Source organism: Paraburkholderia sp. GW821-FHT02A12 (genome assembly GCF_059422005.1).
In genome coordinates this window covers 3,665,316-3,684,109 of the sequence record NZ_JBWKWA010000001.1, presented here as the reverse complement: position 1 = coordinate 3,684,109, position 18,794 = coordinate 3,665,316, and the positions used below count along the sequence as shown (strand labels likewise).

21 protein-coding genes and 3 tRNA genes are annotated in these 18,794 nt (G+C 61.1%); 12 read left to right on the top strand and 12 right to left on the bottom strand.

Annotated features, from left to right (window positions below):
• Window positions 1-195: 195 nt before the first annotated feature.
• The gene (locus tag AC07WT_RS16850) at window positions 196-600 is read left to right on the top strand and encodes a RidA family protein (protein ID WP_494947828.1); all 405 of its coding nucleotides are present in this window, start codon (window positions 196-198) and stop codon (window positions 598-600) included.
• A 130-nt stretch (window positions 601-730) separates the two neighbouring features.
• Here the strand turns inward: AC07WT_RS16850 and AC07WT_RS16845 are convergent.
• The 4 genes from AC07WT_RS16845 to rph form a co-directional block, all read right to left on the bottom strand.
• Window positions 731-820 (bottom strand) — tRNA-Ser (locus AC07WT_RS16845).
• A gap of 55 nt (window positions 821-875) precedes the next feature.
• Complete coding sequence (gene hemW / locus AC07WT_RS16840; RefSeq protein ID WP_494947827.1) at window positions 876-2,105, bottom strand: radical SAM family heme chaperone HemW; 1,230 nt, start codon at window positions 2,103-2,105, stop codon at window positions 876-878.
• On the bottom strand, window positions 2,102-2,749 hold the full coding sequence (gene rdgB, locus AC07WT_RS16835) for an RdgB/HAM1 family non-canonical purine NTP pyrophosphatase (RefSeq protein WP_492590591.1): 648 nt from the start codon (window positions 2,747-2,749) through the stop codon (window positions 2,102-2,104). The genes hemW and rdgB overlap by 4 nt, the downstream gene beginning before the upstream one ends.
• Window positions 2,742-3,482 (bottom strand): ribonuclease PH, encoded by a 741-nt coding sequence (rph, locus tag AC07WT_RS16830; RefSeq protein WP_494947826.1) that lies wholly within the window; start codon window positions 3,480-3,482, stop codon window positions 2,742-2,744. The genes rdgB and rph overlap by 8 nt, the downstream gene beginning before the upstream one ends.
• Before the next feature lie 222 nt (window positions 3,483-3,704).
• On the opposite strand from rph, the gene AC07WT_RS16825 reads away from it, so the two are divergent.
• From AC07WT_RS16825 to AC07WT_RS16805, 5 genes are all read left to right on the top strand, one after another.
• Window positions 3,705-4,628 carry a YicC/YloC family endoribonuclease gene (locus tag AC07WT_RS16825; RefSeq protein WP_494947825.1) on the top strand — a complete coding sequence of 308 codons (924 nt, stop codon included), beginning with the start codon at window positions 3,705-3,707 and terminating at the stop codon, window positions 4,626-4,628.
• An 18-nt stretch (window positions 4,629-4,646) separates the two neighbouring features.
• Window positions 4,647-5,327, top strand: coding sequence for a guanylate kinase (gmk, locus tag AC07WT_RS16820; RefSeq protein ID WP_492590594.1), 681 nt, complete (start codon window positions 4,647-4,649; stop codon window positions 5,325-5,327).
• A gap of 60 nt (window positions 5,328-5,387) precedes the next feature.
• Entirely contained in the window at window positions 5,388-5,591 is a 204-nt protein-coding gene (gene rpoZ, locus AC07WT_RS16815; RefSeq protein ID WP_006025620.1) for a DNA-directed RNA polymerase subunit omega, read from the top strand.
• Window positions 5,592-5,687: 96 nt separating this feature from the next.
• Window positions 5,688-8,045 carry a RelA/SpoT family protein gene (locus AC07WT_RS16810; protein WP_492590595.1) on the top strand — a complete coding sequence of 786 codons (2,358 nt, stop codon included), beginning with the start codon at window positions 5,688-5,690 and terminating at the stop codon, window positions 8,043-8,045.
• A 105-nt stretch (window positions 8,046-8,150) separates the two neighbouring features.
• Window positions 8,151-8,639: a phage protein NinX family protein gene (locus AC07WT_RS16805; protein WP_492590596.1), complete on the top strand. Its 489-nt coding sequence runs from the start codon at window positions 8,151-8,153 to the stop codon at window positions 8,637-8,639.
• A 117-nt stretch (window positions 8,640-8,756) separates the two neighbouring features.
• On the opposite strand, the gene AC07WT_RS16800 is transcribed toward AC07WT_RS16805, so the two are convergent.
• Together AC07WT_RS16800 and AC07WT_RS16795 are read right to left on the bottom strand one after the other, a co-directional pair.
• Window positions 8,757-8,833 (bottom strand) — tRNA-Arg (locus AC07WT_RS16800).
• 95 nt (window positions 8,834-8,928) lie between these two features.
• Window positions 8,929-9,005 (bottom strand) — tRNA-Arg (locus AC07WT_RS16795).
• Between the two features lie 120 nt (window positions 9,006-9,125).
• Between AC07WT_RS16795 and greB the strand changes: the two genes are divergently transcribed.
• A complete protein-coding gene (gene greB / locus AC07WT_RS16790; protein ID WP_494947824.1) occupies window positions 9,126-9,695 on the top strand; it encodes a transcription elongation factor GreB in 570 nt (189 codons plus the stop codon).
• 52 nt (window positions 9,696-9,747) lie between these two features.
• On the opposite strand, the gene AC07WT_RS16785 is transcribed toward greB, so the two are convergent.
• From AC07WT_RS16785 to AC07WT_RS16775, 3 genes are all read right to left on the bottom strand, one after another.
• A complete protein-coding gene (locus AC07WT_RS16785; protein ID WP_494947823.1) occupies window positions 9,748-10,053 on the bottom strand; it encodes a transposase in 306 nt (101 codons plus the stop codon).
• A gap of 91 nt (window positions 10,054-10,144) precedes the next feature.
• Window positions 10,145-11,275, bottom strand: coding sequence for a porin (locus AC07WT_RS16780; RefSeq protein ID WP_492590598.1), 1,131 nt, complete (start codon window positions 11,273-11,275; stop codon window positions 10,145-10,147).
• A 525-nt stretch (window positions 11,276-11,800) separates the two neighbouring features.
• A complete protein-coding gene (locus AC07WT_RS16775; protein ID WP_494947822.1) occupies window positions 11,801-12,046 on the bottom strand; it encodes a hypothetical protein in 246 nt (81 codons plus the stop codon).
• Between the two features lie 437 nt (window positions 12,047-12,483).
• Here AC07WT_RS16775 and AC07WT_RS16770 point away from each other — a divergent pair, with 437 nt between their 5' ends.
• Together AC07WT_RS16770 and AC07WT_RS16765 are read left to right on the top strand one after the other, a co-directional pair.
• Window positions 12,484-12,687 (top strand): cold-shock protein, encoded by a 204-nt coding sequence (locus AC07WT_RS16770; RefSeq protein WP_074300443.1) that lies wholly within the window; start codon window positions 12,484-12,486, stop codon window positions 12,685-12,687.
• A gap of 358 nt (window positions 12,688-13,045) precedes the next feature.
• Window positions 13,046-14,209, top strand: coding sequence for an exonuclease domain-containing protein (locus AC07WT_RS16765; protein WP_494947821.1), 1,164 nt, complete (start codon window positions 13,046-13,048; stop codon window positions 14,207-14,209).
• 82 nt (window positions 14,210-14,291) lie between these two features.
• Here AC07WT_RS16765 and AC07WT_RS16760 read toward each other — a convergent pair whose 3' ends face one another.
• Window positions 14,292-14,882, bottom strand: coding sequence for a chorismate mutase (locus AC07WT_RS16760; protein ID WP_494947820.1), 591 nt, complete (start codon window positions 14,880-14,882; stop codon window positions 14,292-14,294).
• A 72-nt stretch (window positions 14,883-14,954) separates the two neighbouring features.
• On the opposite strand from AC07WT_RS16760, the gene AC07WT_RS16755 reads away from it, so the two are divergent.
• The gene (locus AC07WT_RS16755; protein WP_494947819.1) at window positions 14,955-15,095 is read left to right on the top strand and encodes a hypothetical protein; all 141 of its coding nucleotides are present in this window, start codon (window positions 14,955-14,957) and stop codon (window positions 15,093-15,095) included.
• Window positions 15,096-15,185: 90 nt separating this feature from the next.
• Here AC07WT_RS16755 and AC07WT_RS16750 read toward each other — a convergent pair whose 3' ends face one another.
• Window positions 15,186-15,335, bottom strand: coding sequence for a hypothetical protein (locus AC07WT_RS16750; RefSeq protein ID WP_028200145.1), 150 nt, complete (start codon window positions 15,333-15,335; stop codon window positions 15,186-15,188).
• Between the two features lie 529 nt (window positions 15,336-15,864).
• Complete coding sequence (locus tag AC07WT_RS16745; RefSeq protein WP_494947818.1) at window positions 15,865-16,980, bottom strand: aldo/keto reductase; 1,116 nt, start codon at window positions 16,978-16,980, stop codon at window positions 15,865-15,867.
• 128 nt (window positions 16,981-17,108) lie between these two features.
• On the opposite strand from AC07WT_RS16745, the gene AC07WT_RS16740 reads away from it, so the two are divergent.
• Together AC07WT_RS16740 and AC07WT_RS16735 are read left to right on the top strand one after the other, a co-directional pair.
• Window positions 17,109-18,020, top strand: a complete 912-nt coding sequence (locus tag AC07WT_RS16740; protein WP_494947817.1) for a LysR family transcriptional regulator — start codon at window positions 17,109-17,111, stop codon at window positions 18,018-18,020.
• Between the two features lie 310 nt (window positions 18,021-18,330).
• On the top strand, window positions 18,331-18,531 hold the full coding sequence (locus tag AC07WT_RS16735; protein ID WP_492590605.1) for a hypothetical protein: 201 nt from the start codon (window positions 18,331-18,333) through the stop codon (window positions 18,529-18,531).
• Window positions 18,532-18,794: the final 263 nt, after the last annotated feature.

The window sequence follows — 18,794 nt, the reverse complement described above, 5'->3', positions numbered from 1 at the left end:
CGATAAGCGGTGCGCGGTTCGAGCGGAGCGGTCAGTGGATCATGTGAGGCGCTGCATCGTTCGCGGCTGTCAATGCTCGCGCGCGCCCCGTTCATTGCTTCCGCGAAAGAGATGCGGCCATGCGGACGAGCCGCGTGAAGCGTCATGCGCATAACCATGTGCCGCGATGGCGCCGTCATCTTTGGAGTTGTTCTCATGGCTGGTAACCAGCACAGCAAGCATCTGCCGCACACGGACAACCCCGCCGGTCTCGCGACGCCGGGTGGCCACTATAGCCACGTCGCGATCGCCAATGGATTTGTGTTCATCTCAGGACAGTTGCCGGTCGACGCACAGGACGAGAAGCTTTCCGGCGCTACGTTCGAGGTTCAAACTCAACAGGTGTTGGCCAATGTGCAGGCTGCGCTCGAAGGTGCCGGCAGCAGCATTGCTCAGCTGGTGCAGGTGCGCGTCTATATCGTCAATGTCGAACACTGGGCGAGTTTCAATCAGATCTACGCGCGCTGGGCGGGCGAAGCTCGGCCGGCACGTGCGGTCGTGCCTGTTCCACAATTGCATTACGGCCTGAAGATCGAGGTCGAGGCGACCGCGCTGGTTTAGGCCAGGAAGGGGGAAAGTTGAGGGGTGGGCTACCGAGTGAGTTCGGTCATCGCGGGGCCGGTGGCGTAGCGCACAAATACGCGGCGCACAAATAGAAACGGGCCTTAAAGGCCCGTTGTCGTTCATGCTCTGGCGGAGGCGGTGAGATTCGAACTCACGGAAAGATTGCTCCTTCGCCGGTTTTCAAGACCGGTGCCTTAAACCGCTCGGCCACACCTCCAAGCCGCAAATTGTAACCTGAAAAACTCAGGCTGCGGCGTACTGGCGCGCTGCAATTACTGCGGATCTTTCAGAAACAGCGCTTGCAGATCGTTCAGGAACGCCTGACCGAGCGGTGTCGGTGCGATTTTTTCGTGATCGCGCGTAATCAGCTTGCGCCGTTCCGCCTCCTGCAAAGCCAGTTCGATCGACGTCATCGACAGCCCCGTGCGTTCGACGAAGCGATGCACCGGAAATCCTTCCACGAGCCGCAGCGCGTTCAGCATGAACTCGAATGGCAGATCGCGCGGCCCGACCTCGTGTTCTTCCTGTACCGCCGCGCCGGCCTTCGCCTGCTCGATGAAGGTGGCCGGATGCTTGTAGCGCGCCTGGCGCAGCACGCGGTTCGGAAACGACAGCTTGGTATGCGCGCCGGCGCCGATGCCGAGATAGTCGCCGAAGCGCCAATAGTTCAGGTTGTGCTTGCTCTGCCGATGCGGCTTCGCATAAGCCGACACTTCGTAACGCTCGTAGCCAGCCGCCTTCGTGCGTTCGTGGATCCAGTCCTGCATGTCGGCGGAGGCGTCGTCGTCGGGCAGCGCGGGCGGGAATTTCGCAAACAGCGTGTTCGGTTCGAGCGTCAGGTGATACAGCGACAAGTGCGGCGGCGTGTACGACAACGCCGTTTCCACGTCAGCCTGACATTCGGCCAGCGTCTGCTGCGGCAGCGCGAACATCAGGTCGAGATTGAAGTTGTCGAAGGTGGTCGAGGCGACTTCGACCGCATGACGTGCTTGCGCCGCGTCGTGAATCCGGCCGAGCGCCTTCAGGTGCGCTTCGTTGAAACTCTGGATGCCCACTGACAAGCGATTCACACCGCTCGCGCGAAACTGCGCGAACTTCGCGGCTTCGAAGGTGCCGGGATTCGCCTCGAGCGTGATCTCCGCGTCGGCGTCGAGCGGCAGCAGCGCGCGCACGTCGGACAGCATCCGGTCGAGCCCGGCCGCCGACAGCAAGCTGGGCGTGCCGCCGCCGATGAACACCGTATGCACCTGGCGTCCCCACACGAGCGGCAGCGCCATCTCGAGATCGGCGCGCAACGCGTCGAGGTAGGCGGCCTCGGGGAACGTGTCGCCTTTCCACTCGTGCGAATTGAAATCGCAATACGGGCACTTGCGCACACACCACGGGAAATGCACGTAGAGCGCCAACGGAGGCAGCGACGTCAGGCGAATGCTGCCCGGCGAGGTAAATGCCTTGATGACGCCTGCGCCGACATCGGCGGGGGCCGGTTTGATCGGAATCACGCTTCCTCCGTCAAACGCGCGAGCAGTTGCCGCAATGCAATCGCGCGATGGCTGCTGGCGTTTTTCACCGCGGGTTCGAGCTCTGCTGCGCTCGCGTTCAGCGACGGCAGGAAGAAGTGCGGGTCGTAGCCGAAACCGTTCGCGCCGCGCGGCGTATCGAGAATCTCGCCGTGCCAGCGGCCTTCGGCAATCAACGGTTCGGGATCGTCCGCGTGGCGCACGAGCGCCAGCACGCAGTAGTAATACGCGCGGCGATCGGCCTCGCCTTGCAGTGCCGCGACGAGGTGCGCGTTGTTCGCCGCGTCGCCTTTCTCGCCGCCGGCCAGTTGCGCGTAACGCGCCGAATAAACGCCTGGCGCGCCGCGCAGCGCGCGCACGCACAGGCCGGAATCGTCGGCGAGGGCGGGCAGGCCGGTGAGTTTCGCCGCATGGCGCGCCTTGGTCAGCGCGTTTTCGACGAAGGTCGGATGCGGCTCTTCCGCCTCCGGCACGTTCAGCTCGCCTTGGGCAATCAGCTCGATGCCGGCCGCGCCGAGCAGCGCCGCGAACTCGCGCAGCTTGCCCGCGTTGTTCGACGCCAGCACGACTTTCTGCAACGGCGAGCCTGAAGCTGCTGCGCCGTTGCTTTGACGAACTTCACTCACTCTTCTGCTCCAACGCTTCCTTCTGCTTCGCGATCAGCGTGTTGATGCCGTCGCTCGCGAGCTCGAGCAGCGCATTCATTTCGTCGCGCGAGAACGGCACGCCTTCGGCGGTGCCCTGAATTTCGACGAAGCCGCCCGCGCCTGTCATCACGACGTTCATGTCGGTGTCGCATTGCGAGTCTTCGTCGTAGTCGAGATCGAGCACCGGCAGGCCGTCGTACACGCCGACCGAAATTGCCGCGACGTAATCGCTGATCGGCGAGCTTTCGATGCGGCCGGCCTCCAGCAGTTTCAATACGGCGTCATGCGCGGCGACAAACGCGCCGGTGATGCTGGCGGTGCGCGTGCCGCCGTCGGCCTGGATCACGTCGCAGTCGATATGCAGCGTGCGCGCGCCGAGCTTCTCGAGATCGAACACCGAGCGCAGCGCGCGCCCGATCAGGCGCTGGATTTCCTGGGTGCGGCCGGTCTGTTTGCCGCGCGCCGCTTCGCGGTCGCTGCGCGTGTGGGTGGCGCGCGGCAGCATGCCGTATTCGGCGGTGAGCCAGCCCTGGCCGCGGTCGCGCAGAAACGACGGAACGGTCTCGGCGATGCTCGCGGTGCAGATGACCTTGGTGTCACCGAATTCGACCAGCACCGAGCCCTCCGCGTGCTTCGTGTAGTGGCGCGTAATGCGCACGTCGCGCAGCTGATTGGCCTGGCGGCCGCTGGGGCGTTGGCTGTTGTCGGTCATGTTGGGATGGGTGTCGAAGAAAAGCGGGAAGGAAAGCGCAATTTTACAGCCGATTGGGGTTGGTCATGCGCCGGGCGGCTGCCCGCATGTGCGCTGGCCCTGCAAGGGGTCCCATCGCCAAAAATGGGATAATGCCGGTTCCCCGCCCCGCGTCTCGGACACGCCGGGCGATTCGACTCTCCGGCCATCGTCGAACGCATGGCCACAATCGCGAGAAATACGATGATCTACAGCATGACTGGCTATGCGAGCGCCACGCGCGAACTCGTCGCGGCCTCGGGCACAGGTGGCGTGAGCGTATCGGTCGAACTGCGCACGGTGAACTCGCGCTTTCTCGATCTGAACTTCCGCATGCCGGAAGACGTGCGCGTGTGCGAACCGACGCTGCGCGAAATGCTGATGAACAAGCTCTCGCGCGGCAAGGTCGATATCCGTATCAACCTGCAGCGCAGCGAGCAGTCGGCCAATGCCGGCTCGGTCAATCGCGATGCGCTGACGCAACTCGCGCTGCTCGAGCGCGCCGTGCTGTCGACGTTCCCGGAAGCAGGGCGTCTGCGCACCGGCGAGATTCTGCGCTGGCCGGGCGTGCTGGCCGAAACCGGCGTCTCGCCGGAGGTGCTGCGCGATGCGGTGCTCGCGTGCGGCAAGCAGGCGATTGCCGATCTGATCGACGTGCGGGCCCGCGAAGGCGCGCAACTCGCGACGATGCTGCTCGCCAACGTCACCGAGATGGAAGGGATCGTCACGAAGATCACGCCGCTCGTGCCGGAACTGATCGCCAGGCACCAGCAGAAGATCGTCGAACGTCTGCAGGAAGCGCTCGGCATCGCCGCGCCGGATACGGCCGCGACGATCGTCTCGCGTGAAGAAATCAACGAGCGGATTCGCCAGGAAGTGACGATGTACGGCATCCGCATCGACATCGCCGAAGAACTGTCGCGCCTCACGGCTCACCTGAACGAAACGCGTCATGTGATTCAGAAGGGCGGCAAGGTCGGCAAGCGGCTCGACTTCATGATGCAGGAGCTCAATCGCGAGGCGAACACGCTCGGCTCGAAGGCGGCCGCGAAGGAACTGGCGGATTCGTCGATGACCTTGAAGCTGCTCATCGAACAGATGCGCGAGCAAGTACAAAATCTGGAATAAGGCTGGAGCAACACGAACATGACCGACCACACACGCGAAACCAGCGCACCGCACAATCCTTATGCCGGCGCTTATCCCGGCAACCTGTTCATGGTGGTGGCGCCGTCGGGCGCGGGCAAGTCGACGCTCGTGAACGCGCTCCTCGCCGGCGACGAAGCGATCCGTCTGTCGATCTCGTACACGACGCGCCCGCCGCGTCCGAAGGAGCAGGACGGCGAGCACTATCACTTCACGACCGTCGACGATTTCCTGACGCGTCACGCGGCCGGCGAGTTTCTGGAAAGCGCGGAAGTGCACGGCAACTACTACGCGACGTCGCGTGTGTGGATCGAAGAGCAGATGAAAAGCGGCCACGACGTGCTGCTCGAAATCGACTGGCAAGGCGCGCAGCAGGTGAAGAAGCAGTTTCACAACGCGGTCGAAATTTTCATCTTGCCGCCGTCGCTCGACGCGCTCGAAGAGCGTTTGAAAAAGCGCGGCCAGGACGAGCCGAATGTGATTACGCGGCGGCTGCTCGCAGCCGGTAGCGAGATGGCGCACGCGGCCGAAGCGGAGTACGTCGTGATCAACGACAACTTCGATCGCGCGCTCGGCGAACTGCGGTGTCTGGTGGCCGCGACGCGCTCGCGCTTCGCCTCGCAATACGCGCGCCACACGCAGCTTTTCGTGCAGCTCGGCATTCACCTGCCGCACGCGTGAGCGCGCCGGTGTGCCGAGCACATAAGGTAGAATAAGCAACATACTGAGAAGGAACCCAACATGGCCCGCATTACCGTCGAAGATTGCCTCAAACAGATCCCGAATCGTTTTGAACTCGCGCTTGCCGCAACCTATCGCGCGCGTCAGCTCGCTCAAGGTCACACGCCGAAGATCGAAAGTCGCGACAAGCCCACGGTCGTCGCGTTGCGTGAAATCGCAGCTGGCCAGGTCGGCGTCGAAATGCTGAAGAAGGTGCCTGTTTAAGGCGCATTGTTCTGTTTTCGATTGCCACGTATTTGCCACACGTAATTGCATCAACATGCAGACCGGCGTCCAACCCTAACCGCTACGGAGGCGAACATGAGCACGACCCCGCCCACCGCTACGGAAGCGGAACACGACGCCGACTCGCCCTCGTCTGCACGGAAATACATCGACGCGGTCCTCGAACAGTCGTTTCGCCATCTGTTCGGACCGACCGCCACGCCGGAGCAACCGCGCCGGCATGACGTCGTTTCGATCGCCCAGCTGACGTCCGTCTTGTCCGGCTATCTTCAGCCGGAAGAGATCAAGGAAATCAAGGCGGCATTCCATTTCGGCGACGAAGCCCACCTCGGCCAGTATCGCCAGAGCGGTGAACCCTACATCACGCATCCTGTCGCCGTCGCGGAAATCTGCGCCGGCTGGAATCTCGACGCCCAGGCGATCATGGCAGCGCTGCTGCATGACGTGATGGAAGACCAGGGCGTGACCAAGGCCGAGCTCGCCGAGCGCTTCGGCGCGAAGGTCGCGGAACTGGTCGACGGGTTGTCGAAACTGGACAAGATGGAGTTTCGCAATCGCGAAGAGGCGCAGGCGGAGAACTTCCGCAAGATGCTGCTCGCGATGGCGCGTGACGTCCGCGTGATTCTGGTGAAGCTCGCCGACCGCCTGCACAACATGCGCACGCTGGGTGCGGTGCCGCATGAAAAGCGCCGCCGCGTGGCGCGCGAAACGCTGGATATCTACGCGCCGATCGCGCACCGGCTCGGCCTGAACAATACCTATCGCGAGTTGCAGGACCTGAGCTTCGCGAACTTCAACCCGCACCGCTACGCCACGCTCGAAAAAGCGGTGAAGGCGGCGCGCGGCAACCGGCGCGAAGTGGTCGGCAAGATTCTCGAGTCAGTGCAACGCGCGATTGCCGACGCGAAGCTCGACGCCGAAGTCACCGGCCGCGAGAAAACCATCTTCAGCATCTACAAGAAGATGCGCGACAAGCAGTTGTCGTTCTCGCAGGTGCTCGACGTGTACGGCTTTCGCGTGGTGGTCGAAAGCGCGCTGGAGTGCTACACCTGCATCGGCGCGCTGCACGCGCTCTACAAGCCGGTGCCGGGCAAGTTCAAGGATTACATCGCGATCCCGAAGGTGAACGGCTATCAGTCGCTGCATACCACGCTGGTCGGCCCGTTTGGCGCGCCGATCGAGTTCCAGGTGCGCACGCGCAAGATGCACGAGATCGCCGAGGCGGGCGTGGCCGCGCACTGGCTGTACAAGAACGGCGGCGCGGATCTGAACGATGTGCAGAAACGCGCGCATCAGTGGTTGAAGTCGCTGCTCGACATTCAGAGCGAAGCGGGCGATTCGAGCGAATTCCTCGAGCACGTGAAGATCGATCTGTTCCCGGATGCGGTCTACGTGTTCACGCCGAAGTCGAAGATCATGGCGCTGCCGCGCGGCGCCACGGCGCTCGACTTCGCGTATTCGATCCACAGCGACCTGGGCAACCAGTGCGTCGCGGTGAAGATCAACAATGAACTGCTGCCGCTGCGTACCGAGCTGAAGAGCGGCGACATCGTCGAAGTGATCACGGCGCCGTATTCGAAGCCGAATCCGGCGTGGCTGGGTTTCGTGCGCACCGGCAAGGCGCGTTCGGCGATCCGACACTATCTGAAGACGATGCGGCTGAACGAATCCGTGCAGCTCGGCGAGCGCCTGGTCGATCAGGCGCTGAAGGGCTACGGCCTCGCGCTGTCGGACGTGATGCCGGAAGCGTGGGAAAAGCTGGTGCAGTGGACGGGCAACAAGAACCGTCAGGAAATCTTTGCGGACATAGGCTTGGGCCGGCGTGTCGCGGCGGTCATGGCCAAGCGCATCGAAGTGCTGATGAGCGGTCGCGACGCCGACGACGATGGCTCGCGCTCCGACAGTTCGGCCTCGCATGCGCCGCCGGTGGTCATTACCGGCACTGAAGGTATGTCCGTGCAGCTGTCCGCGTGCTGCCGTCCGATTCCGGGCGACGACATCATGGGCTATATCGGCATCGGCCTCGGCATGGCGATCCACACTACGGACTGCCGTGTGGCGCAGCGTATCCACCGGCGCGATCCAGGCCGCTGGATCGACGTCGCTTGGGCGCCGCAGCCGGGGCGTCTGTTCGACGTCGCCGTGAAGGTGCTGGTCAAGAATACCAAGGGCGTTTTCGCCCGCGTCGCAGCCGATATTACTTCGGCGGATGCAAACATCGTCCACATCGCAATGGACGAGGACCTGTCGCAGGAATCCACGGTGCTGCGCTTCGTGATTCAGGTCAGTGACCGCGTTCATCTCGCCAATGTGATGCGCCGGGTGCGGACCAATCCGGACGTGATGCGCATCGCCCGCGAACGGCCGAGCGAGGAAGGGCATCACCGTCACGAGGGCGGCATGCGGATCGACCGCGAGCGGGCGGACTACTGATCCGACGGCTGCGCCGGGTTGCTTCGGATTGCTTCACCCAGACCGGCCCGAATCTGAACACGCCGGCCACCCACGAGTCTCACCTGTTCTTCAGGGAGAACGCACATGAAAGTAGCTGAACTCACCGGCACGGCGCTCGACTATTGGGTCGCCCGCAGCCTGCACGACTTCGTGCGCGAAATCCACTTTACCGACAGCGGCGAAACCGTCTCGATCCGCGGCAACGACCGTGGCCGGCCATGGGAGGGCCGTTTCACGCCCTCTATGTCTTGGGAGGCGGCCGCGGCGGTGCTGGAGCGTGCGCAGCGATTGGAGGTGCGTGAGCGGATCAATCATGGCGCGGCGCACTGTGTCGCGGAGTTCGAAGGCGGGCACCGGACGGTGGAGGGGCGAGGGGATTCACTGCGGATCGCGTTGCTGCGGGCGTTTGTCGAAAGCCGTTTCGGCGACAGCGTCGACGACGTGATGCATCAGGCGCAGGCGCTGATCGGCAAGAGAGCGGAGCCGATCGGCGAGCAAAGTGCCGGGGTGTCATTCGAAGACGTGCCGCGGGCCGATGCGCAGATAGGCGATATCAAGTCGGCGCCGCGATAGGCATTGCAGTCGCCGCCCTGGCATTCATACGTGTGAACGCGGTCTGGCAAAGCACGGTCTGGAAAAACGCGGCCTGGAAAAAACAAAGGGCCTTCCGATCGGAAGGCCCTTCATAGGTGGTGCGGCTGGCAGGATTCGAACCCACGACCCCTTGGTTCGTAGCCAAGTACTCTATCCAACTGAGCTACAGCCGCACGCTAAAACGGTAAATCGCGCTTTACTTCGCTTTACTACGATGAAACTGGGGTGAAACGAAAGGGCCTCCCCAGAGGGAGGCCACTCAAATAAGTGGTGCGGCTGGCAGGATTCGAACCCACGACCCCTTGGTTCGTAGCCAAGTACTCTATCCAACTGAGCTACAGCCGCACGCAGAAACGAGATTATAGCAAAGCTTTTAAAAAAGGGAAGCGTGTAACTGCGATTTGTCTCATTGTCCTGATCGTGTACCCTTGATAGACAGACGTTTGCTGCAGTTAACGGACCATCATGAACAAGGCCTTTGTCAAAGAGTCGAGTGAAGAGAATGACGACGACCTCGACGTCGTGCAGCCCGAGATTCCCGCGGGTACGAAAAACTACATCACGCCCGCCGGCTACCGGCGCATGCGCGATGAACTGCTGCATCTGATCGACAATGAGCGGCCGGAGGTGGTCAAGCTGGTGTCGTGGGCGGCGTCGAACGGCGACCGCTCCGAGAACGGCGACTACATCTATGGCAAGCGCCGCCTGCGCGAAATAGACCGGCGGATTCGCTTTCTGACCAAGCGCCTCGACCTCGCGGAAGTGGTCGACAGCAGCAAGCAGGAGAACGTCGATCAGGTTTTCTTCGGCGCAACCGTCGAATACGCGACAGAAGACGGCGAGGTGCATACCGTGACCATTGTCGGCATCGACGAGGTCGATCTGGATATCGGCCACGTGAGCTGGATCTCGCCGATCGCACGTGCGTTGATCAAGGCGAAGATCGGCGACACGGTCACGCTGCACACGCCGGCTGGCCCGCAGCCCATCGATGTACTGGACGTCAAGTATCCGCCGCCTGATACCGGCGGCTAGGCCGCTCGTCAGGGCGGTAAACAGGCGTTAAACGGGCGGGCGAGGGCGAGACTCAGGTCGTTTCGGCGCAATTGCCGGTGCCAGGTGCGGCGCAGTTGCGTATGCCGCCGCCGAGCAGCGCGCGAATCTGGTCTACCGTGCCGCTGCGTTTCCATTGCAAATATCTGGCGTAGCAGGTTTGCTGCGGTGGAAAGTGCGCGGGCAGATACATCCAGCGCTCGCCCGTGCGTTCGATCCACTGGATCGCTTCGAGCACGGCGCGCGAATCGGCAGTCGGTCGGCCAACGATCTTTTTGGCGCCAGCCGTTGGGAACAGATGGCTGACGCGTTCCCATTTAGCGCCTGACAGCCGGTCCATTGGCTCTCTTCTTTTCAAAAGCACGCCTTTCTCTGCATAAAAAAAGGCGCCGCGAACGGCGCCTTTCCATGCAGCGGGTGTTGCCGGCCGCTTAGAAGCGGTGACGCAGACCTGCGGTGACAGCGACCTGGCCGTTCGTCGACGACGCGGCGCCCAAGCCGTTGATGTTCGCAACCAGGCCCGAACCTTCGTTCACGCGCTGGTACACGCCTTGCAGGTACACGTCCGTACGCTTCGACAGCGCGTAGTCCGTTTGCAAGTTGAACTGGTTGTAGTTCGGACGCACGCCGTTGATGCTTGCGCGCGTGTAAGTGTACGAACCTGCGAGGCTCAGTGCCGGCGTGAGGGCGTAGCGGCCGTTCACTTCGAAGTTCTGGAAGTGAGCGCTGTTGCTCGGCAGCGCGACGCCATTGGAGAAGCCCGATGCGGCTGCGCTCAGGCCCGTCAGGCCCGTCAGGTTGGTCTGCGTGTAGAGGAGGCCAGCCGTTGCCGGGCCGAACGTGTAGCTCGCGCCTGCCCCCCAGGTTTGCTGACGCTTTGCTGCGAACGTGAAGTCGTCCGACACTGCGCCGCCGGTGTTCGCCGTGCCGCTGCCGTTCAACTGCATGAACGCAGCTGCGACATTCAGGCCGCCCCAGTTATACGTTCCACCAACGCTGTATTCGCGGTTGTTCGCAAATCCGCCAGCCTGGTTCGAGAAGCCGTACATGGCGCCGCCCTTGAAGCCGCCGTAGTTCGCGCTGGTGTACTTGACCGAGTTGTTGACGCGGAACGAGTTGTTCAGGTTGTCGTTATCGAACGGGTGGGCGAACTGCGTGCCGCCGTATTGCGTGCCCGTCAGGGACAGCGGGCCGACGAAGTCCACCATGCTGTCGTATTGGCGGCCGAGGGTCACGGCGCCGAACTGGTCGCTCGCCAGGCCGACGAACGCTTGACGGCCGAATTCACGGCCGCCTTGCTTCAGCGTGCCGTTGTTGATGCCGAAACCGTTTTCCAACGTGAAGATGGCCTTGAGACCGCCGCCCAGATCTTCAGCGCCGCGCAGGCCCCAACGGCTGCCGTTCACCGAGCCGCTCGTTTCTTGCCAGTTGCTGTGGCCGTGCTGGTTATTCGTATAGGTGATGCCGGCGTCAATCAAGCCGTACAGCGTGACGCTGCTTTGCGCGTGCGCCGCCGTTGCAAAAACGCCCGTGAGGGCCGCGACCATGAGTGTCTTTTTCATCTTTGTAACTCCGAGAGAGCAAGAGTGGGTCTTACAACCCAGGCTTTAAGGAGACCTTTTCACGCGGGCGCTGCGAGAGGCGAAATCCGCGTGAGAAGCGCGCTGTATTCCAGGCACGCCGGTTTCCGGTTAGGCAGAGTGTAGAGAGACACTTGAAAAGTGGGCGTTCCGATTTCCGCAATAAAGTATTACGCGATAGGAAACGATAGATGGGTGGCGTTTAAGCCTTGCTGCTAAAGGCTTGTAGCGTTTTTGAGGCGAGAAGAGAGGCGTGTCAACCGAATGGCGTTGCTCATTTGCGACAGCAATCGACGTGAAAAAACAACGCAATAAATCTTTAAAGGCAGATTGTTGTTGTAATCGCAATAGATGATTGTTGATTATGCGAATAATCGATGGCGAGGAAGTCGCTATACTGGAATTTCTGCTTTGCGAAGCAGACTTTTTCGTTGACGAAAAAGATCTCCAAACCTTTGTCAGCGCGACTTCCCAGTCGCGCTTTTTTTCGCCTGTCGTTCCGCAATCCTAGTGTGCTGGCGCGGGAGTGTTGGCTTCCGCCCAGTCGGGCGCAATCGAAACGCTCCAATCTTCCATCACGTAGCGACGTGCGTCCATCGGGGAAGACAGCAGGTTCTGCCAGTGATCGCCGTGCCACATGGGGTCGAATTCGAAGGCCGGGACCGATTCGGTATCCGCGCGGTAATCGGCAACAGTCCTAGTATGTGATTGGGTGAGCCTGGTGATGAAGTGGCGGAATTTGTCGAACAGCATTGCAACCTCCCGATACGTACTACTATTCACTGCTTTTTCCATCATGCGATGAACTATCTGGCGGAACAAGTCGGACAAACACTTACGAAAAACATTTTTTGTTACATATTTTAGACTTCGATGCTGAAATTTTTCCCGACATTGAGCATATCCCAAGCGGCGTAAGTAATAATGACGTACTTCTTGGTCAGTTTTTACTGAAAACGTTCTTCATACTTTTCCGATTTTGGCTTCGCTTATCGTGCGACGCGTTAAGTGCGTGTGAAAAATTCGCTTGACGGCTATTCTTCGTTCCCCGTATAACGGCAATGCTGAATTTCAATTGCTGAGTCTGATGGCGCCGAAGCTGTCATGAATATCCGCTAATGAGTGGTATGGCAAAGGGTTCGGTTTGAGGGCAATGCCCGCTTTTATAAAACATCGAGGGAAACTGGAATATGGAAACTGGTATCGTAAAATGGTTCAACGATGCTAAGGGCTTTGGCTTCATTACATCGGATTCGGGCGGTGACGATCTGTTCGCGCACTTTTCGGAAATCCGCAGTGAAGGTTTCAAGTCGCTGAAGGAAAATCAGCGCGTCTCCTTCGAGGTGAAGACCGGCCCGAAGGGCAAGCAAGCGGCGAACATTCAGCCGCTGTGATGCGCGCAGCGCTGACTGGCGCCTGCCGCCGCGCAGCCAGTTCGCCAAAAAGCCCTCGCATTGGCGAGGGCTTTTTTATTGTCGACGTGTTTATTTTTGCATAGTGGCTAACACGATTAACTATCCAGTCAGAACGGGACGTGCAATAAAACGGGGAAAAGAGGAAAACACGCCCAGTGTTTTATATGGCCGCCATAAAACCAGGATAATTCAACAGTTCGTTCGCGGCTCCTGGCCCAGCGGCAAATACTGTCTTTTGCGCGGCACGGCAGCTATGAGATTGCAATGCTGTCCGGGTGCGGAGCGGTCAACTGGTGCATACTTGCCGCAAAGCCACGCATCCAAAGTATCCTTTTCCATGTCTGAACTGTTTCTGCCGGAACCGGCGCTCGATGTGCCGATCGCGTTCGTCGACCTTGAAACCACCGGTGGCTCGACCGGCGAGCATCGCATCACCGAAGTCGGCGTGGTCGAAGTGGGGCCGGCCGGTGTGTCGCGCTGGAGTACTCTGGTCGACCCTCAGCAGCCGATTCCGTCCTTCATTCAGCAGCTCACCGGTATCACCAATGCGATGGTGCGCGGCGCGCCGACCTTCGACGCCATCGCGCCGGCCCTTCTTGAGCGCCTGAGCGGCAAATTGTTCGTTGCGCACAATGCCAGCTTCGACCGCGGTTTTCTGCGCAGCGAGTTTCGCGGGGTCGGGCTTGCATTCGATCCGGACGTGCTGTGTACGGTGCGTCTGTCGCGCGCGTTGTTTCCGGCGGAAAAGCGTCATGGACTCGATGCGCTGGTCGAACGTCACGCGCTGGTGCCGTCCGATCGTCACCGGGCGCTTGCCGACGCTGATCTGATCTGGCAGTTCTGGCAGCGTCTGCATGGCCTCGTGCCGATCGACGTCTTGCGGGCGCAGATCGAGCGCACCACGCGGCGCTATCGGCTCGCCGGCGACATTACCGAAGATTTGCTCGATACCGCGCCGGCCGGATGCGGCGTTTATGCGTTCTATGGGGAAGAGGATTTACCGCTGTATGTCGGGCGCAGCGTGCGTGTCCGTCAGAGGTTGCGCTCGCATTTGACCGGCGAGCGGCGTTCATCGAAGGATATACGGCTCGCGCAGCAGGTGCGGCGAGTTGAATGGCGCGCGACCGGCGGCGAATTGGGCGCGTTGCTCACTGAGGCGCAATGGATTGCGACGCTGCGCCCTGGCCATAACCGCGTACCGCGTATCGCGAAGAGCGATCCGGTGGACGCACCCTGGCCTTTCGATGGCCCGATTGTTTTCGAGGAGCGCGAAGAGGCTTCGCTCGCCCGAACTTTCCACGTTGTCGACAGATGGCGCTACATCGGCCATGCGCCGTCGCTCGCGCAGGCGGCGACGCTGCATGCGTCGAGCGTCGCTGGGCCGTTCGAGCTCTCGACCTACCGCATTCTGCAGACTCATCTGGCGCGCGGCTTGCGTGTGATGCCGTTGAGCGTTCAGGCAGGTACATCGGCGCCGCTGGGCGCGCCGAGTCTCGCTTGACTGACCGGTCGCTTCGCACGGCTTCGGCCGCGCGTTTGAGCGCGTTTTGTGCAACGCGCAAAGCGGTGATCCGATAAGCCGATTAGCCGGTCGCGCCGACTCCTCCGGTTTCGCAAACATGGCCGAGTGCGCGTGTCAGCGCGCTCGAGTGAGTCGAGTCGTAACGGGTCAACGATTTCCAGTTGGCAAGCGATTGCGCCACGCGTGACGGGCAATCCGGCGCCGCGCGCAGCGGCTGTACGCGCGCGAGCCCGGCCACCAGTGACTGCGTCAGCCGGTCCAGTTGCGGCCTTGTGCTGCTCGCCAGATCGGGCACCGGTCCCTCCGGTGGCCGCGTGCTGCGCCAGTTGGCAAACAGAGCGTTCTGCACGTCCTTGCTCGCGTCGATCTGATCCTGGAAGAAAGCATGGGCAAACGCCGGATCGACGTTCGCCGCGACGGCGCGCTTCTCGACATCGGCGAGCAATGCATTTTCGCGTGGCGTATCGGTGATCGCCTGATGGTTTGCCCACTTCCAGCGCGCGACGGGTTCTGCCAGTGCCAGCCGTTGCGAAGCCAGCGCGATCAGATTGGTGAGGGCGGTGTCGTCGCCGTCCGCGTTTGCGGGGGCGAACGCGAGCGCAGTGAACAACGCGAGCGCGCATGATGCGCCGAAGCGATACGAACGATTCATGGGAGGCAGGCTTGGCCGAGCGGCCGCGGAAGAAAAAACAGAAGAATAGACGATGCGCCGATCAAGCGGCGATTGACCGCTCAAAACGAGCGCCCGAAATATTCAAAAGCGATTCAAAAGCGCCTGATAAACGACGTACGCAATCTGACGCCGGACCGCACGGCCCAGCGTCGCAATCAAGCAGCCGCAGGCAGCGGCGTGAAATCGCCGTGAAATAAGTGCAAGACGATTGTCCAGGCGCGCGCCGACCTTCGCCGCACGCCGAGCGCGCGGACGCCGATGCTGCATCGCGCCACTGCATGATTACTTCGAGTCGCACGACTTACGTTGTTCGTCGAAAAAGGCACGAACGTGCTCAGGCAGTTCCGCACCCAAAAATTCGACGCCAGCGGGTTCCGGATCCGGGCTAAAAACTTTATCCGGGGTCGGAATCTTCGGTGGTTTCGCATCCATGATCTCTCTCCTTTACAAAGCGATTATCTGCCTCGGGCCCCGTTTTGCACCAGTCTCTGATGCAGCTCGCATGCCGTTTGTTGCTTTAACGGTACACGCCAACCTGGGGGCGGAATGTTTGAATAGAATTTATCGGTTGGTTGTGCATGCTTCGGCTCTCATCGCCGCCAATTCAATAGTTCGTTATTCCGCGCTGCACCCTTCCCAGCCTTGCCCCGCGTGCTTTCAACGGATTAACTTCAGTATGTCCGTGCATCGTTCGTTCATATGTTTTGATACGAACAAACCGATTCGTTTTTGTGCGCTGCCGCATTGGCATGATTTTCTTGTATCGCAACCGAACGTTCGTTAATTACCGATTCGTTCAATCGGCTCCTAATCTTTTTGTTAACGAACAATTCGGCGAAATCGTTGACGAGCGAGAATGCTTTTCAGGTCATTCTCCGCAAATAAATACGCGCCACGCTCCCGGCGGAACGCAGCGCGTGTCAGTGCGCCGTGAGCGGCGCTCGCAATCATCAACCTCCCGTTATGTGCGCGGAGCGGGAATCGTCACGGGCGCGGCGTAGGCCGCTGATTTGTCGGTGACTTCGACTTGTCCGTGAATGCGCGCCTGATGGCCATCGGCGAACATGTAATACGGGAACGGGCGAGCCGGTTCCGATACCGCATCGAGCCGGGAGATCAGTTCGGGCGCAAGCATGAAGTCGAGTGAGCCGAGCGACTCCTGCAATTGTTCCGGCTTGGTCGCGCCGACGATGATGCTCGACACACCTCGCTTCCGATGCAGCCAGTTGAGCGCGACCTGTGCCATCGGTCTGCCTGCCAGGTTTGCCACGGCCTCGAGTTCCGCGACGATCCGAAAATTGCGCGCGGTGAGTTTGTCGAAGCCCGGCGGCGGCGCGCTTGCCACGCTCGCCAGCCGTCCGCTGCCTGAAACTCTGCCAGATGCTCCGCTTTGCGATGGCCGATATTTCCCAGACAGCACGCCCATGCCGAGCGGACTCCACGGCACGAGCCCCATGCCCAGATTGGCGGCGAGATCGGCGAACTCGTTTTCGGCGTTGCGCTCGATCATCGAGTATTCGAGCTGCATCGCCGCGACCGGTTCGAAGCCTCGCCAGTCGGCGAGGGTCTGTGCGCGCCCGGCGAACCATGCCGGCGTATCCGACAGGCCGACGTAGCGGATCTTGCCGGTGCGCACCGCGTCGTCCATTGCGCGCATGACTTCGTCCACTGGCGTGACGCGGTCCCACGTGTGCAGGTAATACAAGTCGATGTAGTCGGTGCCAAGACGCTTGAGCGAACCGTCGAGTGCGCGCAGCAGATTTTTGCGGTGGTTGCCGCCTGCGTTCGGATTGCCGGTTTCGGCGTTGTAGCCGTATTTGGTCGCGATCACCAGCCGGTCACGCAGGCCGCGCGCCGCGACGAATTTGCCTAGCCATTTTTCGCTGGTGCCTTCGGTGTACAGATCGGCCGTATCGACAAAGTTGCCGCCCGCATCCACGTACAGGTCGAAGAGGCGCTGCGCCGATTTTTCCTCGGCGCCCCAGCCCCATTCGGTGCCGAAGGTCATCGTGCCGAGTGCGATCGGGCTCACGCGCAGGCCTGAGCGGCCGAGCAGGTTATAGCGGTTCATCGTCATGTCAGTCTCCTTGGGCGGTTACGCGGAACGAAGCGAGTCGATAGGGCTATCGTGCGCCGATTCTTTTCGTGGAAAAATGCCGCTTGTCTGCAAGAATTGTGAAGTCGGACTTAATAATAGGGGATGCGATGGATCCTGCTCAGTTGCCGGCGCTGATGGCGTTCGCGTCTGTCGCGCATCACGGCAGTTTTACGCGCGCGGCCGGTGAAACCGGCGTGACGGCGTCCGCGCTGTCGCAAACCATCCGCGCGCTCGAGACGCAGTTGAGCGTGCGTCTGTTCAACCGGACCACCCGGCGTGTGGCGTTGACCGAGGCCGGTGCGCGGTTTCTCGCGAGCGTGAAACCTGCGCTAGCGGCGCTCGAGGCCGCTTTTGAAGCGCTCGATGAAGGCCGTGATCAGCCCGCCGGCACGCTGCGCATCAACCTGCCACGGGTCGCGAGCGAGTTGCTGGTGCTGCCGCATCTGGCCGAGTTCACGCGCCGCTATCCGCAGATCCGTCTCGACATGACACTCGACGACGGCCTCGCCGACGTGGTCGGCGCAGGCTTCGACGCCGGCATCCGGCTTGGTGAGCGTGTCGCGCGAGACATGGTCGCGGTGCCTTTGAGCGGCGAGATTCGCATTGTCGTGGCAGGCTCGCCGGCTTATTTCGAACGCTACGCACCGCCCGCGACGCCCGCCGATCTTGCCGCTCACGATTGCCTGCGTTATCGCTTCTCGACCAGCGGCGGTATCTATCGATGGGAGTTCGCGCCGCCGGACGACCCGGCGCGCGTGTTCGAGGTCGAGACGCGCGGCAGTCTCGTGACGAACGATCTGCGCACGATGGTGCAAGCGGCGGAGCAGGGCGTCGGTCTGCTGCACGTGATCGACGGCTATGTACGCGAGCAACTCGAAGACGGCCGGCTCGTGCGTGTGCTGGACGCGTGGTGTCCGAGCTTTCCGGGGTTCTATCTGTACACGGCGAGCCGCGCACAGATGCCGCTCAAGCTGCGTGCGCTGATCGATTTCCTGAAGGAAAAGCGTGGCGCCGGATGATGGCGCGTTCCGTTCACGTTCAAGCCGCGAGCCGCTTTTATTATTTCAGGCAGGCGGCGGTGCGGCGCTCATTGATGCGCTCGACTTCCATGCGCCCGACTTCCACTGGTGTGCCGCTCGCCACAATCGTGCCGCGCGGTGAACTCCGCGGTGAACTCATTTCGCAACATAGGTAGATGTACGCTTGGTAAGCGCGGCATGCGCGGTCCATATTATTGAGACGTCTGTCTGTGACCCAGAGTGCGGTGGATAACGGACGCCCCAGGTACCGGCACGGAAGATGGCTATCTTCGCCCTTCGGAGAGTCACTATGGAAAGCGCTGTCTATTGGAACGGACGCCAGGTTGGAATCGAGTGCGCCGGGCGGATCTTATGGTTTTCGTCGGCGCCGAAGGAGGCGATCTCCGCGTACGGCACTCAGCGGACCGAGGAGGGCAAAGCGCTCACCGAAGATGTCTTCATGGCCCGCAACCTGGTTGTGATCGCGCGATGCGACAGGCTGGGTTTTTGAACCGTGACAACCGTGGATAACGCGTTGGCTTTGTTTGGGGAAGTTCTGCATCGAGCAGCAATTGACGTGCCGATAAATGAACTTGTGACGCAGCGCTCGCGTGTCCTCCAGAAAGCAAAAAGCCCAGTCGCGATGACTGGGCTAAGTGCTTGAATCTGTTGGAAAGAGGAATCGAACCCCCGACCTTCGCATTACGAATGCGTGAATGTCGATATTCCCCTGAGTTGATTGGCATTGATATTACATTTTAAGTTATTGAAAAT

Coding starts and splice junctions, on each gene's coding strand:
- AC07WT_RS16785 (WP_494947823.1), bottom strand. CDS start 10,053: ATGGACCGGCTGTCAGGCGCTAAATGGGAACGCGTCAGCCATCTGTTC.
- AC07WT_RS16805 (WP_492590596.1), top strand. CDS start 8,151: ATGAAAGTAGCTGAACTCACCGGCACGGCGCTCGACTATTGGGTCGCC.
- rph (WP_494947826.1), bottom strand. CDS start 3,482: ATGACCGACAACAGCCAACGCCCCAGCGGCCGCCAGGCCAATCAGCTG.
- rpoZ (WP_006025620.1), top strand. CDS start 5,388: ATGGCCCGCATTACCGTCGAAGATTGCCTCAAACAGATCCCGAATCGT.
- AC07WT_RS16745 (WP_494947818.1), bottom strand. CDS start 16,980: ATGACGATGAACCGCTATAACCTGCTCGGCCGCTCAGGCCTGCGCGTG.
- AC07WT_RS16760 (WP_494947820.1), bottom strand. CDS start 14,882: ATGAATCGTTCGTATCGCTTCGGCGCATCATGCGCGCTCGCGTTGTTC.
- greB (WP_494947824.1), top strand. CDS start 9,126: ATGAACAAGGCCTTTGTCAAAGAGTCGAGTGAAGAGAATGACGACGAC.
- AC07WT_RS16810 (WP_492590595.1), top strand. CDS start 5,688: ATGAGCACGACCCCGCCCACCGCTACGGAAGCGGAACACGACGCCGAC.
- AC07WT_RS16765 (WP_494947821.1), top strand. CDS start 13,046: ATGTCTGAACTGTTTCTGCCGGAACCGGCGCTCGATGTGCCGATCGCG.
- AC07WT_RS16750 (WP_028200145.1), bottom strand. CDS start 15,335: ATGGATGCGAAACCACCGAAGATTCCGACCCCGGATAAAGTTTTTAGC.
- AC07WT_RS16740 (WP_494947817.1), top strand. CDS start 17,109: ATGGATCCTGCTCAGTTGCCGGCGCTGATGGCGTTCGCGTCTGTCGCG.
- gmk (WP_492590594.1), top strand. CDS start 4,647: ATGACCGACCACACACGCGAAACCAGCGCACCGCACAATCCTTATGCC.
- AC07WT_RS16780 (WP_492590598.1), bottom strand. CDS start 11,275: ATGAAAAAGACACTCATGGTCGCGGCCCTCACGGGCGTTTTTGCAACG.
- AC07WT_RS16850 (WP_494947828.1), top strand. CDS start 196: ATGGCTGGTAACCAGCACAGCAAGCATCTGCCGCACACGGACAACCCC.
- AC07WT_RS16775 (WP_494947822.1), bottom strand. CDS start 12,046: ATGCTGTTCGACAAATTCCGCCACTTCATCACCAGGCTCACCCAATCA.
- AC07WT_RS16825 (WP_494947825.1), top strand. CDS start 3,705: ATGATCTACAGCATGACTGGCTATGCGAGCGCCACGCGCGAACTCGTC.
- AC07WT_RS16735 (WP_492590605.1), top strand. CDS start 18,331: ATGGAAAGCGCTGTCTATTGGAACGGACGCCAGGTTGGAATCGAGTGC.
- AC07WT_RS16770 (WP_074300443.1), top strand. CDS start 12,484: ATGGAAACTGGTATCGTAAAATGGTTCAACGATGCTAAGGGCTTTGGC.